The sequence below is a fragment of the Streptomyces sp. NPDC005202 genome (assembly GCF_040608235.1).
Taxonomy (GTDB): Bacteria; Actinomycetota; Actinomycetes; order Streptomycetales; family Streptomycetaceae; genus Streptomyces.
Map to the genome: position 1 here is coordinate 68,397 of NZ_JBEXHW010000006.1, position 17,649 is coordinate 86,045.

The 17,649-nt window shown below is 72.7% G+C and carries 15 protein-coding genes and 1 pseudogene; 3 read left to right on the forward strand and 13 right to left on the reverse strand.

All coding sequences use genetic code 11. From position 1 onward, the window contains the following. Positions 1–29 precede the first annotated feature (29 nt). The 5 genes from ABZV31_RS12970 to infC all read right to left on the reverse strand — a co-directional run bounded on the left by ABZV31_RS12970 (position 30) and on the right by infC (position 3,852). Positions 30–1,166 (reverse strand): ATP-binding protein, encoded by a 1,137-nt coding sequence (locus tag ABZV31_RS12970; protein WP_355892063.1) that lies wholly within the window; start codon positions 1,164–1,166, stop codon positions 30–32. Between the two features lie 89 nt (positions 1,167–1,255). After that, entirely contained in the window at positions 1,256–2,116 is an 861-nt protein-coding gene (locus ABZV31_RS12975) for an RNA methyltransferase (RefSeq protein ID WP_355892066.1), read from the reverse strand. Between the two features lie 310 nt (positions 2,117–2,426). Beyond that, entirely contained in the window at positions 2,427–2,810 is a 384-nt protein-coding gene (gene rplT, locus ABZV31_RS12980) for a 50S ribosomal protein L20 (protein WP_006141703.1), read from the reverse strand. Between the two features lie 99 nt (positions 2,811–2,909). Further along, complete coding sequence (gene rpmI / locus ABZV31_RS12985; RefSeq protein WP_007829094.1) at positions 2,910–3,104, reverse strand: 50S ribosomal protein L35; 195 nt, start codon at positions 3,102–3,104, stop codon at positions 2,910–2,912. 109 nt (positions 3,105–3,213) lie between these two features. Next, positions 3,214–3,852 carry a translation initiation factor IF-3 gene (gene infC, locus ABZV31_RS12990; protein WP_355892443.1) on the reverse strand — a complete coding sequence of 213 codons (639 nt, stop codon included), beginning with the start codon at positions 3,850–3,852 and terminating at the stop codon, positions 3,214–3,216. 396 nt (positions 3,853–4,248) lie between these two features. Here infC and ABZV31_RS12995 point away from each other — a divergent pair, with 396 nt between their 5' ends. Continuing rightward, entirely contained in the window at positions 4,249–4,659 is a 411-nt protein-coding gene (locus ABZV31_RS12995; protein ID WP_355892071.1) for a DUF1844 domain-containing protein, read from the forward strand. A gap of 1 nt (position 4,660) precedes the next feature. On the opposite strand, the gene ABZV31_RS13000 is transcribed toward ABZV31_RS12995, so the two are convergent. After that, complete coding sequence (locus tag ABZV31_RS13000; RefSeq protein WP_355892074.1) at positions 4,661–5,455, reverse strand: SseB family protein; 795 nt, start codon at positions 5,453–5,455, stop codon at positions 4,661–4,663. A 149-nt stretch (positions 5,456–5,604) separates the two neighbouring features. Between ABZV31_RS13000 and ABZV31_RS13005 the strand changes: the two are divergent. After that, positions 5,605–6,592: pseudogene (locus tag ABZV31_RS13005) on the forward strand (serine hydrolase). Positions 6,593–7,156: 564 nt separating this feature from the next. Here ABZV31_RS13005 and mycP read toward each other — a convergent pair. Then, positions 7,157–8,302 carry a type VII secretion-associated serine protease mycosin gene (gene mycP / locus ABZV31_RS13010; protein WP_355892445.1) on the reverse strand — a complete coding sequence of 382 codons (1,146 nt, stop codon included), beginning with the start codon at positions 8,300–8,302 and terminating at the stop codon, positions 7,157–7,159. Between the two features lie 83 nt (positions 8,303–8,385). After that, a complete protein-coding gene (locus ABZV31_RS13015; RefSeq protein WP_355892077.1) occupies positions 8,386–9,243 on the reverse strand; it encodes a hypothetical protein in 858 nt (285 codons plus the stop codon). Between the two features lie 1,206 nt (positions 9,244–10,449). Between ABZV31_RS13015 and ABZV31_RS13020 the strand changes: the two genes are divergently transcribed. Then, positions 10,450–11,652 carry an amino acid deaminase/aldolase gene (locus tag ABZV31_RS13020; protein WP_355892080.1) on the forward strand — a complete coding sequence of 401 codons (1,203 nt, stop codon included), beginning with the start codon at positions 10,450–10,452 and terminating at the stop codon, positions 11,650–11,652. A 50-nt stretch (positions 11,653–11,702) separates the two neighbouring features. On the opposite strand, the gene ABZV31_RS13025 is transcribed toward ABZV31_RS13020, so the two are convergent. From ABZV31_RS13025 to ABZV31_RS13045, 5 genes are read right to left on the reverse strand one after another with little or no spacing between them, the layout of a single operon-like run. Continuing rightward, a complete protein-coding gene (locus ABZV31_RS13025) occupies positions 11,703–12,611 on the reverse strand; it encodes a DUF2510 domain-containing protein (protein WP_355892447.1) in 909 nt (302 codons plus the stop codon). 34 nt (positions 12,612–12,645) lie between these two features. Further along, the gene (locus ABZV31_RS13030) at positions 12,646–13,905 is read right to left on the reverse strand and encodes a haloacid dehalogenase-like hydrolase (protein WP_355892082.1); all 1,260 of its coding nucleotides are present in this window, start codon (positions 13,903–13,905) and stop codon (positions 12,646–12,648) included. A gap of 34 nt (positions 13,906–13,939) precedes the next feature. After that, on the reverse strand, positions 13,940–14,731 hold the full coding sequence (locus tag ABZV31_RS13035) for a 3-oxoacyl-ACP reductase (protein WP_355892085.1): 792 nt from the start codon (positions 14,729–14,731) through the stop codon (positions 13,940–13,942). Continuing rightward, positions 14,728–16,194 carry an aldehyde dehydrogenase family protein gene (locus ABZV31_RS13040; RefSeq protein ID WP_355892088.1) on the reverse strand — a complete coding sequence of 489 codons (1,467 nt, stop codon included), beginning with the start codon at positions 16,192–16,194 and terminating at the stop codon, positions 14,728–14,730. The genes ABZV31_RS13035 and ABZV31_RS13040 overlap by 4 nt, the downstream gene beginning before the upstream one ends. Before the next feature lie 11 nt (positions 16,195–16,205). Further along, a complete protein-coding gene (locus ABZV31_RS13045; RefSeq protein ID WP_355892090.1) occupies positions 16,206–17,576 on the reverse strand; it encodes a glutamine synthetase family protein in 1,371 nt (456 codons plus the stop codon). Positions 17,577–17,649: the final 73 nt, after the last annotated feature.

Below are 17,649 nucleotides of genomic sequence, written 5' to 3' on the forward strand. Positions count from 1 at the left end.
GAATGCGCCCGTGGGTCCTCGGCCGGTGCTCAAAGCAGGTGCGGCGGGGTGCCCACGGGCAGGGTAAATCGGAACTCGGCGCCGCCGCCGGGGGCGCGGCCGACCGTGATGGTGCCGCCGTGGGCCTCGACGATGCCCTTGACGATGTAGAGCCCGAGGCCCGTGCCGCCGCGCTTGCTGCCCCGCCAGAAGCGGGTGAAGACGCGGTTCATGGACTCCTCCGGGATGCCGGGGCCCTCGTCGCTCACCGTGACCGACGTACCGACGTCCTCCCCTTCGCGCGGGGACGCCGAGGGCGTGACGTCAATGGTGACGGTTCCCTCGCCGTGCCGCACGGCATTTTCGATGAGGTTGCTGAGCACCTGGTCGATCTTGTCGGGGTCGGCCCACAGCGCGGGCAGGGGCTGCTCGATGCGCAGCAGGAAGCGGTCGGCGGGCTGTCCCGCGGCGACGTAGGCCTGGATGTGCCGGCCGACCGCGGCGCCCATGTCGATCGGCTGGCGGCGCACCTCCAGGCGTCCGGAGTCGATGCGGGAGATGTCGAGCAGCTCGGCGATGAGCCGGGTGACGCGGTCCGCGTCGGCATCGACGGTCTCCAGCATCAGCCGCTTCTGGTCGTCGGTGAACCTCTCCCACTTGGCGAGCAGGGTGGCGGTGAAGCCCTTGACGGAGGTCAGCGGCGACCGCAGCTCGTGCGCCACGGTGGCGATCAGCTCGGCGTGGCTTCGTTCGGTGCGGCGGCGGGCCTCGGTGTCACGGAGGGAGACGACGACACGGCGGACGGGTCCGGTGGGGTGCGTACGGACGTACTTCGCCGAGACGAGGACCTCTCGTCCGCCGGGCAGCAGGAGGTTGCGCTCGGGCTGGCGCACGCGAATGGCCAGGCCGCCGTAGGGGTCGGTCAGCTGCCACCAGCGCCGCCCCTCCAGGTCCTCTAACGGCAGGACCTTCTCCAGCCGCTGCCCGAGGGCGTCCTCGACGGGGACGGCGGTGATGCGGGCGGCGGCGGCGTTGAAGCGGATGACACGGCCGTGCTCGTCGGCGATCACCAGGCCGTCGGGCAGGTCGTCGGCGTCGATGCCGAGCTCGGCGAGATCACCGTGCCGGGGCGCGGGTGGGCGCCGCGCGTCCCGTGTTCCCGGTGCGCTGCTCGTGCCGACACTCATCCCCGTACCCCACCTCTCAGACGACGCTGGGTACCCCCTGCCCGAGCGAAGCGAGAGCTTGGGGGAGGGCCCCCGAGCTGGTCACCCTACTAGCTCTCGGTGACGGAGCGGCACCCTCCGGAGGCGCGCTGTGCACGGGCTGACGCGTAGAGACATACGGCGGCGGCGGTGGCGAGGTTCAGGCTCTCGGCCTTCCCGTGAATGGGCACGCGCACCACGGCGTCGGCAAGCGCGCGGGTCTTTTCGGGGAGCCCCCAGGCCTCGTTGCCGAACACCCAGGCGGTGGGGCCGCCCATGGTGCCCTTGTCGAGCTCGTCGTCGAGGTCGTGGGGACCGGCGCCGTCGGCGGCGAGGATGCGGACGCCGGCACCCTTGAGGCCGCCGATCGCCTGCTCGACGGGGACGCCGACGGCGACGGGCAAGTGGAACAGCGAACCGACGGAGGCACGGACGGACTTGGGGTTGTACAGGTCGACGGAGGCGTCGGTGAGGACGACGGCGTCGGCACCGGCGGCGTCGGCACAGCGCAGGACGGTTCCGGCGTTCCCGGGGTCGCGTACGTGCGCGAGGACGGCGACGAGGCGGGGGCGTCCCTTCAGGATCTCCTCCAGCGGCGTGTCGAGGAACCGGCAGATCCCGACGAGGCCCTGCGGGGTGACGGTGGTGGAGATGTCGGCGATGACGTCATCGGCGGCGAGATGGACACGGGCGCCGGCCGCACGGGCTTCACCCACGATGTCGGCGTAGCGTTCGGCGGCGTCGAGGGTCGCGAACAGGTCCACGAGCGTGGGGCTGCCGGCGACGCGATGCCCGGCCGCCTCCCGAACGGCCTGCGGCCCCTCCGCGAGAAACAGCCGCTCCTTGCCCCGGAAGTTCCGCTTCGCCAGCCGCCGGGCGGCGGACACGCGGGGCGAGCGGGGGGAGATCAGCTCGGGGGTGGCGGGGGCCATGGAGTTCACCTTCGGGAATTCAGGATCTGAGTTCCGCCGCAGCGTCACTTGTGTCTCGGCCGCAGCATCACCTGTGTCTCGGCCGCAGCATCACCTGTGTCTCGGCCGCAGCATCACCTTTCCGCCGCGACGGCGATCAGGCACGGCGGCGGATCCCTGCGGCGCCGAACGGGGCGGAGCGACGCCCAGCGTTGCGTTGGAGCCCCAGCGTTGCGCTGGAGCCACGGCAGACACCGCGGACACAGCAGGACCCGCAGGCCTCACAAGCCTGCGGGTCCTTCCGTCACGTCGGCTCGAAGCCAGCGCAGCGTCACGCAGCCTTCGGCGCGTTGACGTCGGACGGCAGCGCCTTCTGGGCGACCTCGACGAGCGCGGCGAAGGCGTTCGCGTCGTTGACGGCCAGCTCGGCCAGGATCTTGCGGTCGACCTCGACGTTCGCGGCCTTCAGCCCCTGGATGAAGCGGTTGTAGGTGATGCCGTTGGCGCGAGCGGCGGCGTTGATGCGCTGGATCCACAGCTGGCGGAAGTCACCCTTGCGCTTCTTGCGGTCGTTGTAGTTGTAGACCAGCGAGTGGGTGACCTGCTCCTTGGCCTTGCGGTACAGGCGCGAACGCTGACCGCGGTAGCCGGAGGCCTGCTCGAGGATCGCCCGGCGCTTCTTGTGGGCGTTGACTGCCCGCTTGACGCGTGCCACTTGATTAACTCCTTGTAGCGGGGCCGTGGTTGTCCTCACACGACCCGGAAACGATTGGGTCCCGGTCCAGACGGACGGCGCTCAGCGGGCGCCGGTGCGTCACTTGCCGAGAAGCTTCTTGATCTTCTTGGCGTCGCCCGGGGCCATCTCGGCGTTGCCGGTGAGGCGACGTGTCAGACGGGACGACTTGTGCTCCAGCAGGTGGCGCTTGCCGGCGCGCTCCCGGAGCACCTTGCCGGAGCCGGTGACCTTGAAGCGCTTGCTGGCACCGCTGTGCGACTTGTTCTTCGGCATAGCGCCGTTCTCTCCTCGTCGGTGGCGCTCCGGTGCCCGGTCGCGAAAACCGGGCACAGTAGAGCGTCGCTCTTGTATCGGTTACATCCTGGGACGCGGGTCCCGGGGGTCACGCCTCGGCGGGCTCCTCGGCCGACGCCTCGGCATCCGCAGGGTTCTGCGATCGACCGGGATGGGCCTTCGCGGACGCCTTGCGCGCCTCCTGCGCCTGGCGGGCCTCGGCCATCGCCTCGGTCTTCTTCTTGTGCGGACCGAGGACCATGATCATGTTACGGCCGTCCTGCTTCGGGTTCGACTCCACGAAGCCGAGGTCCTGGACGTCCTCCGCGAGCCGCTGCAGCAGCCGGTAGCCCAGCTCGGGCCGGGACTGCTCGCGACCACGGAACATGATCGTGATCTTGACCTTGTCGCCCTGCTTGAGGAACCGGACGACGTGACCCTTCTTGGTGTCGTAGTCGTGCGGGTCGATCTTCGGCCGGAGCTTCATCTCCTTGATGACCGTGTGCGCCTGGTTCTTGCGCGCCTCACGGGCCTTCATGGCCGACTCGTACTTGAACTTCCCGTAGTCCATGAGCTTGCACACGGGCGGACGGGCGTTCGCCGCGACCTCGACCAGGTCCAGGTCGTACTCCTGCGCAAGCTCCAGTGCCTTGGCCAGGGGGACGATGCCCACCTGCTCGCCACTGGGACCGACAAGTCGCACCTCGGGAACGCGAATCCGGTCGTTGATGCGGGGCTCGGCGCTGATGGATCCTCCTCGGTAGCACCACGCGACGGTCTGGCGGACAGCCGCGTAACGTCTGTATTCGATAGACCTAACCGCGTCGGCGCACAAAATATGCCCCGGACGATCACAGGCGGGGCTCCTCGAACTACCGGAGCACCGCCGCGGTGACCGCGGGGCGCACGTTCGGGCGGATCGGCGCCGTAAGGGCGGAGCCGCCTGACCGGTGACCCGCCGCCCGGAAGGCGGCCAGGTGGGAGTTCGAAAGCCTCCACTTGTGGGCCGGGCCCGCTTGCTCTGGCGCATGCGCGTCCGACCGGTCGTCACACAAGGTTAGCAGCTCGCCGGGGGTGGCGCGAATCGGCACGCACCGGCCTCCCGCGGACGGCCGCAGACCCGGCTACCCCTATCGTGAGGGGCATGAGTGACACCTCCCCCTCGGACCACCCCGAGACCAACTCGGACCATCCCGAGACCGCCTCGGCCTCCCCCGAGACGCCCGACTTCGACGCCATGACCCGAGACATCGCGGAGGTCCCTGCGGTCGAGGTGATCGTGACGGTCGCCGTCAACCTGATGAGCGCCGCCGCCGTGAAGCTCGGTCTGACCGAGGAGGGCGACAAGTACAAGGACCTGGACGAGGCCCGCAAGCTGGTGCACGCCCTCGCCGGCCTGCTCGACGCGAGCGCGACCGAGATCAGCTCCTTCCACGCCGCGCCGCTGCGCGACGGTCTGAAGTCGCTGCAGCTGGCGTTCCGCGAGGCGTCCGTCGTCCCGGACGAGCCGGGCCAGGGCCCCGGCGAGAAGTACACCGGGCCGATCTTCGGCTGACCTACTCCTTCACGTACAAGGGCTCGCCCGGCGGCGTCGCCCCGGCCGGCAGCAGTGCCAGGTCGAGGCCGCGCACCAGGCGGGCCCTCAGCGTCTCGCTGGCGGCGAGGCGCTCCGCGACGGCCCGGGCGGCCTCGGCCGGGGCCGCGGACGCGTCGAGGACGAGGGCGAGGGTGCCGTCGGCCTGCCCCGGCCCGAGGTGGGCGCGCAGCACGGCCGGCTCGGCGGCCACGGCGCTCCGCACCGCCTCCACCACGGCCGGGTCGGCGAGCGGGTCCGTCGTCGTCCGGCCCTCCGCGAGCGCCAGCAGCGCGGGCCCGGTCAGCTCGAACGGCACCGGCCCGGCCACGTCCAGCACGACCGTGTCCGCCTTCTCGTGCGCGGCGGCCTCCAGAGCCTGGTGCAGGGGTACGGCGACGGGACGGGCCGCCGGGTCCCAGCGGGCCAGGGAGTCGGTGGAGGTGAAGACGGGCAGGGCCGTGCGGTGGCCGGCCTTCAGGGTCGGTACGGCCATCTCGCTGGTCTTCTCGCGGCGCAGTCCGCCCTCCCGTCTCCCACCACCGCCTTTCCAGGGAGCTTCGCGCCCCTCCTTACTGTCCTCCTCGACACTGTCCTCCTCGACCTCGCCGAGCAGGGCGACGACGGGGACGAGCAGCCGGACGCTCTTGAGCGCCTGCAGGACGGGGCCCACGGCGGTGCGGTCCTCGGCCCAGGCGGCGAGCGCCGCGCTCAGTCGGGGGTCGGCGGAGCCGTCGTCGTCGGAGAAGGCGGAGTCGGGAATGTTCTTGTTCGCCACGGTCCCCGACCCTATCGGGGGGACGCTGCTGGGCTTGTGCGGGCCCGAAACCCGGCGGTCACCGCTTTCACGGCGTTCTCAGATTCCCCTGACAGACATCTAACCTCCGGCTAACGGCGCGCACAGCGGTCGCCAGAAGCATCCCGGGCATGGAGTCCTCCAGAGCCCGCCGTCGCCGCCGCCGCGCTCGTCGCTCCCGGCGCCGGCCCCTGCTGTACACCGCCCTCGCCTGTGTCGCCGTCGTGGGCGGTACGGCAGCGGGGACCGCGTATGTGAAGACCCGGCGGTGCGGGCGCCGTATCGTCGTCGGCGACGCCGTCGTCCTCGGCGTCGCCGTCGACGAGCGGGGAGGCATCTGCGGAGGCCGTGACGGAGCCGACGGTGGACCGGGACGCGCTGCTGGCCACGGCGATGAAGTCGGTGGCGGTGGTGGACGGCGCGGCCGTGTCCGTGGCGGTGGCGGACCTGGACTCCGGTGAGAGCGCCGCGTACGGCGACGGCACGTTCGACACGGCGAGCATCGTCAAGGTCGACATCCCGGCGACCCTGTTGCTCCAGGCGCAGGACGCGGGCCGGCATCTGACCGCGCAGGAGAAGACGTACGCCACCGCGATGATCGAGAACAGCGACAACGACTCCGCGTCGGCGCTGTGGCGGATCATCGGCAGGACCGACGGGCTCGACGCGGCGAACAAGCGCTTCGGCCTGACGGACACCACCGGCGGCGACGACATGCTGTGGGGGCTGACCCAGACCACGGCCGCCGATCAACTGACGCTGCTCAAGCAGGTGTTCGGGGACGACGTGGAGCTGAGCGAGGCCTCGCAGAGGTATCTCCAGGGGCTGATGGGGCAGATCGCCGAGGACCAGGACTGGGGGGTGTCGGCCGCGGCCGACGGCTCCGCGTGGGCCCTGAAGAACGGCTGGCTGGCGCGCAGCACGACCGGGCTGTGGGACGTCAACAGCATCGGGCGCGTGACGGTCGACGGCGAGGACTACCTGGTGGCCGCGCTGTCGAACCGCAGCCCGACGAAGGAGAAGGGGATCTCGCTCGTCGAGGCGGCGGCACAGGCGGCCGTGTCGGCGTTCACCGGGAGCACCTCGTCGGCGTCCGCCTCGGCTTCCACGTCCGGCTGACCGGCCGAACCCCTCCACCGAGCGACAGCGACAGCCGAGAGCCTCCGCCGGCTGACCGACCTGGGGCCTGTACGGCTGACCGGCCTCGGGCTGTAGGACTGACCGGCCTGGGGCCTGTACGGCTGACCGGCCTGAGGTCTGTACCGCTGAACGGCCCTGGGGCGTCCGCCGCATGACCCGCCCCGGTCCCTCCACAGCTGACGAGACCGGACACCTGCCTGAGGCCTGTACGGCTGACCGGCCTGGGGCCTGTACCGCTGAACGGCCCTGGGGCGTCCGCCGCATGACCCGCCCCGGTCCCTCCACAGCTGACGAGACCGGACACCTGCACCGACCGGCAGACCGACTGACAGACTGACTGACCCCGACACCTCCGCCCACCGACCGGCCCAGAGGCCTCCCGAGGCTGACCCGCTCAGAGACCCCAGCCGAATGACCCGCCCTGGGGCCTCCGCGGCTGAGCAGCCCGGACACCTGCACCGACCGGCCGGCCGACCGACCGGCTGACCCGGACACCACGCCCGGCCACCGGACCAGAGGCCTGCGCCGACCGGCAGGCCGGAGCTAGAAGGTGTCGTGTTCTTCGCGGCGGCCCCGCGACAGTACGACCGCCACGACGAGCAGCACTCCGCCGACGCTGCCGGCGAGCGGGCCCGCCCAGCTCGATGTGTCGTTGCCGGACTGGGTGGCGTCGGGGCCGGAGCCGAAGTACTTGGCGCCGTACGCGGCCGCGTGCAGGCCCTCGGGCTTGAGGCGGGCCGCGGCCTCGATGGCGGCGGCGGGGTCGACGAATCCGAAGCCGCGGGAGTCGTCGCGGCCGCCGACCGGGGCCTCTCGGGCCGTGTCCTCCAGGAGCTTCTTGATCTGTGCGGGCGTCAGGCCGGGGTGCGCGGCCTTGATGAGGGCGGCCGCGCCGGAGACGAAGGCCGAGGCCGCGCTCGTGCCCCAGCCCTCGTAGTACTTGTGGTCGGGGTCGGCGATCACGACGTCGACGCCGGGCGCGCTGACCGTGGCGTACCAGCAGTGGGTGGAGAAGGAGGCCCGGGTGCCGTAGCGGTCGACGGCGGTGGCGGCGATCACGCCAGGGTAGGCGGCCGGGTAGGAGATGTGGTCGCCCTTCTCGCCGCCGTTGCCGGCCGAGGCGACGACGACGGCGCCCTTCTTCAGCGCGTACTGGACGGCCTCGTCCTCGGTGGGCTCGGGGTGCGCGGAGGCGGAGTCGTCGCCGAGGGAGAGGTTGATGACGTCGGCGCCGTGGTCGGCGGCCCAGCGGATGCCGTCGGCGAGGGCGTTGCCGCGGGTGGCACGGGCCCGGGCGCGGGCGGAGTCGCCGTCCTCGAGGATCACGCGCACGGGCAGGATCTTGGCTTCGGGGGCGATGCCCATGACGCCGTCGGCGTCGCCGGGGCCGTGCCCGTGGCCGGCGATGATGCCGGCCATGGCGGTGCCGTGCCGGGCCCAGGCGCGGTCGCCGCGCCGGGCGCCGAAGCCGATCATGTCCTTGCCGGGCAGGACGTTGCCGGCGAGGTCGGGGTGGTCGGCCTCGACGCCGGTGTCCAGGACGGCGACGGTGATGCCCTTGCCTTTGGTGGTGCGCCAGGCCTGCTGGGTGTGCATGGCGTCCAGGGCCCACTGCTGGGCGCGGATGCCGTCGGCGTGCGCGGCGGTGGACGGGACGAGGGCGAGGGAGGCGGCGAGGAGCAGGCTCAGCGCCCCCGTCCTGCGGGTGCTGCGGGTGCTGCGGGTGCTGCGGGTGCTGTGGGTGCTGTGGGTGCTGTGGGTCACGACGGCTTTCACGAGGGCTTCTCCGTGGCCGAACCGACGGTCTTGCGGAAGCCTCGTTCGATGCGGTCGGCCAGGCCCTGGGCCTCGTGGCCGAGGCCCGCCTGGGCGGGGGCCGTGGTGGCGCCGGACTGCATCGCGTCCCCGGCGGGCTGCGGGGCGTCGACGGTGCGGCCGTCGGCCCAGCCGGAGACGGCGTACACGACGACCGGGGCGTCGGTGAGGACGGAGATGGTCCAGGACGCGCGCTGCTTGTCGCCGAAGGCCGCGGCGACGGTGTCCTCGGCGGCGTACGGGCGGGGCATGAGGTCGGTGCGCCGGTCGAGGCCCTCGGCCTTGAAGCGGGCGGCGAGGGAGCCCATGGCGGTGGCGTCGGCCTTGGTGAAGAGCAGGCCGACGGTGGTGACGTAGCTCTGGGTGGCGTCCGTGTACGTGGCGCGCAGCAGGCGTGCGCAGCCGACCGGGGCGAGTGCCTTGCGCAGCAGCGGGTCGAAGGCGTCCTGGCAGCCGCTGTCCGGCGCGACGGCGACGCGGGTCCAGGTGCGGTCGGCGCCGCCCGGCCCGGCGCCGCGGCCCTCCACGGTGGGCGGGAACAGCTGGTCGACGGGGATGCTGTGCCACATGCTGCCGACCGCCGCGAAGGTACCGGCCGCGCCGCCCTTCCCCGAGTCCCCGGTGAGCCAACTCCCCGTCACGGCACCGCCGATGAGCCCGAGTCCGAGCACGACGCACGCGGTCGCCGCGGCCGTCCGCGGCCCCACCCGCACCCGCCCCCCGAGCGTCCGCCCGCGCCCTCGCTCGTCGTACCCCTCGGGCTCCCCGAACGCCACCACGGGCCGCCCCGCACCGAGCACCGCGCCGGGCGCCATGGGAGCGCTCCAGGAGAGGGCCGGATCGGGGGAGGCGGCGGAGGCGGTGGAGCCCGGGGCGCCCGCGGGGCGGGGCGGGGTGGCGGGCCGGAGCCGGCGCGCGGCGTCCGCGGGCGCGGCGGCCCGGTCGGCTGTGGCCGGGCGCGGTGCCGTACGCGCGGAGCCGGGGCGGCCCGCGGCAGGCCTGGCGCCGCCGCCAGACGGGGTGTCGGGCGCGGTAGCCGTCGTGGCGGGGATCGGTCGCAGGCGTGTCGTCGTCTCCGACGCGTTCTCGGCAGGTGCGTTGCTACGCCGTGCCGCCGCCGTCGGACGGTGCCCGGGACGGGGTGGTACGACACCGGACGTGGTCCCCCCGGCGCCCGGACCCGCCGTCTCGCGCCCGGCCGTCGGCGGGGCGTCGGGGAAGCGGGCCGAGGCCGGCGGCGGGGGCGGGGTCATGGGGTCGGTGCCGCCTGGGGCCGCGGAACGGAAGGCCGGGACGCGAGGGCGGCCGTCCGGTGAGGCGGCCGTGGGGTGGGCGGCGGCGCGGTCGTCGCCGCGCGGCGACGTGGGGCCGGGGCCCGTTTCGGATGCGGCAGGCGCACGGGTTCCCGTCGGGGCGCTCGCTTCCGGGTCCGACGGTCCCGGACGTGCGGAGCCCGACGGTCCTGGGCGCGCGGAGCCCGACGGTCCTGGGCGCGCGGAGCCCGACAGTCCCACACGTTCGAAGTTCCGCAGCCCCGGACGCCGGAAGTCCCGCAGTTCCCTGCGCGCGGAAGCGCCCGGTGCCGCCGATACCGCCGAGTCCGAACCGCCGGCGACGTCGCCCGCCGGCTTCTCCGCCCGCGGCTCCCCGGGCGCCTCGGTGGACTCATCGGTCCGGCCCTCCCCCGCCGCCGGACGCGGGGGCGTCGTCGGTCGCGGGGGAATGGAGGCGTGGCGCGCTTCCGTGGTCATGCACCCCCCGTTCCTCGTGCCCGGGCCGTGTCCTCGTACGCGGGCCGTCCTCGTCACCCGGCCCGGCGCGGACTCGTCCGTCACCGGGCACGCATACCCGTACGTGCGAACCGCCATCCCGGCTCAACCGTGCGGCCGGGATCGTTGCGCCGTACGTGCGCGTCACTCTACGGGTTGCCCCCGCTCGAACGGGAACCAGTCCGCGAGCCCGGGGCATCTGCCCGGAACGTCCCCCTACCCTGCGGTAATCCGGTCTGGCAGGCTTCGTTCATGACTGCGCGCGCCGCCGACCGGGCCCGTTACGACCGGGCCACCGCCCATCTCGACGCCCCTGTCGCGATCGTGGACCTGGACGCCTTCGACGCCAACGCGGACGACCTCGTCCGCCGGGCCGGCGGCAAGCCGGTCCGGGTCGCCAGCAAGTCCGTGCGCTGCAGGGCCCTTTTCGAACGCGTCCTCGCCAAGGACGGCTTCGCCGGCATCATGTCGTTCACCCTGGCCGAGTCCCTGTGGCTGGCGCGCTCCGGGTTCGACGACGTCCTGCTCGCCTATCCGTCGGCCGACCGCGCCGGCTTCGCCGAACTCGCGGGCGATCCCAAGCTCGCCGCCGCCGTCACCGTGATGATCGACGACCCTGCGCAGCTCGACCTGATCGACGCCTCGCGCGACGGGGGACGTGAAGTCGTCCGGGTCTGCCTGGAGTTGGACACCTCGCTGAAGCTGCTCGGCGGGCGGGTGCGGGTCGGTGCCCGCCGCTCCCCGCTGCACTCCCCCGCCCAGGTCGCCGACCTGGCCCGTACGGTGGCCCGGCGGCCGGGCTTCAGGCTCGTCGGGATCATGGCCTACGAGGGTCACATCGCCGGCGTCGGTGACGCGGTCGCCGGGCGGCCGCTGCGTTCGCGCGCCATCCGGCTGATGCAGGCGGCCGCCCGCCGGGAACTTGCCGAGCGGCGCGCGGCGGTGGTGCGGGCGGTCCGGGCCGTGGCGCCGGATCTGGAGTTCGTCAACGGCGGCGGCACGGGCAGCGTCCAGCACACGGCGGCGGAGGACGCGGTCACGGAGATAGCCGCCGGTTCCGGGCTCTACGTCCCGCGTCTCTTCGACAACTACACGTCCTTCCGCGGCCGTCCGGCGGCCCTCTTCGCCCAGCCCGTCGTACGGCGCCCGGACGTCGGGGTCGTGACGGTGCTCGGCGGCGGCTACCCGGCCTCCGGTGCGGCCGGTCCGGACCGGCTGCCGGTGCCGTATCTGCCCGAGGGGCTGCGTTACGACCCGCAGGAGGGGCCCGGGGAGGTGCAGACCCCGCTGCTCGGCTCGCCCGCGGACGACCTGCTGATCGGCGACAAGGTGTGGTTCCGGCACGCCAAGGCCGGTGAGCTGTGCGAGCGGTTCGACGTGCTGCACCTGATCGAGGGCGACCGGGTGACAGCGACCGTGCCGACGTACCGCGGCGAGGGCCGCACGTTTCTGTGACGGCTCAGTTCGACTTCCTGTGACGGCTCACTTCAACTTCCTGTGACGGCTCAGCTCGACGGGCCGATGCTGCTGCCGACGCCGCCGCTCGTGCCGGCGTCGCCGACGGGCCGTATCCCCTTGGTGATCTTGTCCATGTCGGCCAGGGGCGGCCCGTCCGGGCCCGCGTCGAAGACGAAGCGAACGATGACCGGCGCCTCGGTGCCCACGCTGGACGGGAAGGCCAGCGACTGGACGTAACCGCCGGGCCCCTTGGCCGTCCGGACGCGCCAGCGCACGAAGTACCCGGCGCGGCCCGCGACCTCGACCTGCCCGGACTTGACGGCCTGCTGGGAGGTGATCCCGCCGTAGGGGCGCTGGTCGACCTCGTTCCGGTCGTACGCCCCGTCGGCCGCGTCCGCGATGTCGCTCTTCGCCAGGGCCTCGGGTGACGTCCCGTCGGCCGCGGTCGCCGTGCGTGTGATGACCAGGCCGTGCCGGCACAGGCCGACGCCGGCGGGGCAGTCGTAGGTGCCGTGGGTGGTCATGACGACGTCGTCCTCGGCGACGTACTGCGGTCTGACCCAGCCGTCGGGCAGCGGCAAGGTGATGCCGTTGAGCTGGTCGACGACCACGGACGGGTCGTCGGCGAAAGGGCCGGACGTGGACGGCGATTGGGAAGGCGTGGCGCTCGTGGGTGCGGCGGACCGCGTGGTGGGGGCGGTCTTCGTCTCGGCGCCGCCCCCGTTGTCGTGGCCGAGCACGAACACGCCCGTGACGATCGCGGCGACGAGGACGGCCCCGGCCGTGGTGAGGGCGACGGCCCTGGCGCGCGTCGAGCCCCCCGCGGCGGACGGCGGCGGGACCGGCTGCCCCGGTGCTTTGGGGGCGCGCCGGTGCTCGGTCCAGGCCGTACCGTCCCACCAGCGTTCCAGGTGCGGGGCCGTCGGATCGCGGTACCAGCCGGGCGGGGTCGACATGCTCATCCCGGCACTGTAGGACGGACCTTGGAGATCAGTACACGGTGTCCCGCTGGTCGGGAACCACCGTGCCGTCGTCACGCAGGACGGGTCCCGTGCTGCCGTCCGGTTCGTTGAAGGCGGCGGTCGAGCACGGGTAGGGGTCCGGTCTGCGCGGCAGCGGGTCGAGGAACATGGGGTTGATCAGCCAGCGGCCGTCGGCGTCGTCGTAGGCGCGGCACATCAGTTCGGGCTTGTTGCGGTTGAGCACGAGGTGTGCGGCGGTGGCGTCGCCGACGAAGGTGACGTCGGTGTCGGCGTCCCCGGCGGCCAGGGCGGGCCGCTGCGGCCGTGGTTGCTTCCGCCAGGCCGCCGCACCCCGGATCCCGTAGATCTCCTGGTTGATCCAGCAGCGCTTGCCGTCGATGTACGGGATCGCCTCGCCCCGGGTCGCCGGGATGCCGCCGCAGCCGAAGTTCCAGGGGGTGATGCGGCCGCGGCGGTCGAGGACGGAGCGGATCGCGAGGGTGTGCGCGGGGTCGATGCCGACGCCGCGGGACCAGACCTCGGTGATCGGTTCGGAGCCGGCGGAGACGATGTGGACGTCGAATCCGGCCCGTTGCAGGGTGCGGACGAGGTCGCGCTGCTGGTCGTAGTAGCGGACGTACGCGGGGACCGTGTGGGTGCCGAGGGTCCGGGTGGCGCCGACGGGGGCCGCGAGGGCTTCGCGGCGGGCGGCGCGGGCGTAGGAGGAGAGCTCGGCAGGCGTGTGGCCCGCGAAGAGCTGGGGCACCCAGGCGTACTGCGGGACGGTGCGCCGGTGGTCCCAGGTGCCCGCGAAGGCCGGGGCGCCGCTCATGGTGGTGGCGTGCTCGCGGATCTCGAGGATCTCGTCCGTGCAGCGCGGGTTGGCCGAGGTGGGCAGGGGCGCGCCCACGGGGACGCCGGTGCCGCAGGCCGCGGTGAGGGCCCGGTCGGCGGCGTCCGTGAGCCACTTGCTGGTGTCCTTCCAGCGGGCGGGGCGCAGGACCCTGTCGTGCCCGAGGGACCAGGCGAGGGTGGCGTCGGTGACGTCGTTCTTGGTGACCGTGTTGTCCCAGTCGAACACGGCGATGGGGCGCTGCCGGCCGGGGACGGGGCGGGCGGCGCAGGTGCCGCGGGTGTCGATGACGTGCTGGAGGCGGGCGCGGTTGTCGCCGTACCAGTTGCTGGACAGGCGGGGGCAGGTGGTGGGGTGTCCGGTCGCGCCGGCTGCGGGGGGTGCGGCCGCCAGGGCGGCGGCCGCGACCAGGGTCCACGCCAGAAGGTGTCGCATACGACGGGAACCGTACCGGTACGCGGGGATTTACCTAGAGAGGCGTGACGTACGCCCCCGCGATTCCCCCGTCCACCAGGAAGTCGGTGGCGTTCACGAAGGAGGAGTCGTCGCTGGCGAGGAAGGCGACGGCGGCGGCGATCTCCTCGGCCTCCGCGAACCGGCCGACCGGGATGTGGACCAGGCGGCGTGCGGCCCGCTCTGGGTCCTTGGCGAAGAGCTCCTGGAGGAGTGGAGTGTTGACCGGTCCGGGGCAGAGGGCGTTCACGCGGATGCCCTCCCGCGCGAACTGCACGCCCAGCTCGCGGGACATGGCCAGCACGCCGCCCTTGGAGGCCGTGTACGAGATCTGCGAGGTGGCCGCGCCCATCCGGGCCACGAAGGACGCCGTGTTGATGATGGACCCCTTGCCCTGGCGGCGCATGTAGGGGATGGCGGCCTTGCAGCACAGGTAGACGGAGGTGAGGTTGACCTCCTGCACGCGCTTCCAGGCCTCCAGGCCGGTCTCCAGGATGGAGTCGTCGTCGGGCGGGGAGATGCCGGCGTTGTTGAAGGCGATGTCGACGCTGCCGTAGGTGTCGTACGCCGTCCTGAACAGGGCCTCCACCTGCTCGGAGTCGGTGACGTCGACCTTCACGAAGAGCCCGCCGACCTCCTCGGCCGCCGCCTTGCCGCGGGTCTCGTCGACGTCGCCGCAGACGACGTGGGCGCCCTCGGAGGCGAGTCGGCGCGCGGTGGCGAGGCCGATGCCGCTGCCGGCTCCGGTGATGACGGCGGTACGGCCGACCAGGCGGCGGCAGATGGTGTCCGATGTCTGAGAGGTCACTGTGCGGGGCCCTCCGTGCTGATGAAGACGTTCTTGGTTTCGGTGAAGGCGGTCAGCGCGTCCGGGCCCAGTTCACGGCCGATGCCGGACTGCTTGAAGCCGCCGAACGGGGTCCAGTAGCGGACGCTGGAGTGCGAGTTGACGGACAGGTTGCCGGCGCGGACGGCCTGGGAGACGCGCAGGGCGCGGCCGACGTCCCGGGTCCAGATCGAGCCGGAGAGGCCGTAAACGGTGTCGTTTGCGAGGCGGATCGCGTCGGCCTCGTCCTCGAAGGGGAGGATGACGGCGACCGGCCCGAAGACCTCCTCGACGGCCACGCGCGCGTGCGGGTCGACGTCGGTGAGGACGGTGGGCGGGAACCAGAAGCCGGGGCCCTCCGGGGCCTTGCCGCGGATGCCGGGCGCGTCCGCGTCGACGTACGAACGGACGCGTTCCAGCTGCGCCTTGGAGATCAGTGGTCCCATCTGGGTGGCCTCGTCGGCCGGGTCGCCGACCAGGACGGACTCGATGGCGGGGGCGAGGAGGTCGAGGAAGCGGTCGTAGGCGGTGCGCTGGACGAGGATGCGGGTGCGGGCGCAGCAGTCCTGGCCGGAGTTGTCCAGGAAGGACATGGGGGCGGCGGCCGCGGCGGCCTCCAGGTCGGCGTCGGCGAAGACGATGTTGGGGCTCTTGCCGCCGAGTTCGAGGGTGACGCGCTTGAGGAGGGCGGAGCCCTTCGCCAACACCTGTTTGCCCACGACCGTGGACCCAGTGAAGACGATCTTCGCCACGCCCGGGTGCTCGACCAGGGCGTTGCCCGCGACGGGGCCGTGCCCGGGCAGCACCTGGAAAAGGTACTCGGGAAGCCCGGCCTCCAGGGCGAGTTCGGCAAGGCGCAGGGCGGTGAGCGGGGTCGTCTCGGCGGGCTTGAGGATCACCGCGTTGCCGGCGGCGAGCGCCGGGGCCGTGCCCCAGGCCGCGATCGGCAGGGGGAAGTTCCAGGGCGCGATGACGCCGACGACGCCGAGCGGTTCGAGGATGGTGACGTCGAAACCGCCGGGGACCGGGATCTGGCGTCCCGTCAGCCGCTCCACTCCCCCGGCCGCGTAGTCGAGCAGGTCGCGGACGTTGCCCGCCTCCCAGCGGGCGTTGCCGACGGTGTGGCCGGCCTCGCGGACCTCCAACCGGGCGAGCTCCTCGAGGCGTTCGTCGACGGTCGCGGCGAAGCGGCGCAGCAGCCGGGCGCGGTCGCCGGGCGCGAGGGCGGCCCACGCCGACTGCGCCTGCGCGGCACGGACGACCGCGGCGTCGACGTCGGCCGCGGTGGCGGCCGGAACGGTGGCGACGACCTCTTCGGTGGCCGGGTTGAGGACCTGAAGCTCGTGCCCGTAGGACTCGTAGGGCTCGTAGGACTCGGAGGACTGCGCGGGGCACTGCGCGGAGGACTGCGCGGAGGACTGCGCGGAGGACTGCTTGTGGGACAAGGAAGAACCTCTCACATGCGTTCGAAGGAGCGGCGCAGCTCCCAGTCGGTGACCGCGGCGTCGAAGGCGTCGAGTTCGACGCGCGCCATGTTGCGGTAGTGCGCGACGACCTCGTCACCGAAGGCGGCCTTGGCGATCGGGCTGTTCTCCCAGAGCTCGGCGGCCTCGCGGAGCGTGGTGGGGACGTGCTCGAACCCGGCGGTATAGGCGTTGCCCGGACAGGGCTCGGGCAGCTCCAGCTTCTGCTCGATGCCGTACAGCCCCGCGGCGACCAGCCCCGCCACCGCCAGGTGCGGGTTGACGTCGCCGCCGGGCAGCCGGTTCTCGAAGCGCAGGGAGCGGCCGTGGCCGACCACGCGGAGGGCGCAGGTGCGGTTGTCGTGGCCCCAGGCGACGGCGGTCGGCGCGAAGGAGCCGGGCTGGAACCGCTTGTAGGAGTTGATGTTGGGGGCGTAGAGGAGCGAGAAGTCCCTCAGCGCGGCCAACTGCCCGGCGAGGAAGTGGCGCATCACCTCCGACATGCCGCCCGGGTCGCCCGGAGAACCGGCCATGGCGTTGGTGCCGTCGGCGTCCGCGAGCGAGAGGTGGATGTGGCAGGAGTTGCCCTCGCGCTCGTTGTACTTGGCCATGAAGGTCAGGGACACGCCCTCCTGGGCGGCGATCTCCTTGGCGCCGGTCTTGTAGATGGCGTGCTGGTCGCAGGTGCGCAGGGCCTCGTCGTAGCGGAAGGCGATCTCGTGCTGGCCGGGGTTGCACTCGCCCTTGGCGGACTCGACGGTGAGGCCGGCGCCGGCCATGTCGTTCCGCAGACGGCGCAGCAGGGGTTCGATGCGGCCGGTGCCGAGGATCGAGTAGTCGATGTTGTACTGGTTGGCCGGGGTGAGCCCTCGGTAGCCCGCGTCCCAGGCCTGCTCGTAGGTGTCCTTGAAGACGATGAACTCCAGCTCGGTGCCGACCTGGGCGGTGTAGCCGTGCTCGGCGAGGCGTTCCAGCTGGCGGCGCAGGATCTGGCGGGGCGCGGCGGCGACCGGGGAGCCGTCGTTCCAGGCGAGGTCGGCGATGACCATGGCGGTGCCCGCGTGCCAGGGGACGCGGCGGAGCGTGGACAGGTCCGGGTGCATGGCGAAGTCGCCGTAGCCGCGGTCCCAGGAGGACATGGCATAGCCGTCGACCGTGTTCATCTCGGTGTCGACGGCCAGGAGGTAGTTGCAGCCCTCGGTGCCGTGGTGGAGGACCTCGTCGAGGAAGAAGCGCGCGGCGAACCGCTTGCCCTGGAGACGCCCTTGCATGTCGGGGAAGGCCAGGACGACGGTGTCGATCTCACCGCTCGCGACGAGGGCGTGCAGCTCCTCGACGCTCAGCGGGGGTGTGCGGTCTGCCACGGGAGAGCCTCCTTCGGCTACTTCGGCCAGCCGGGAGCCATAAGGTATTGCCGAGAACCATTGCTTGGGAAGG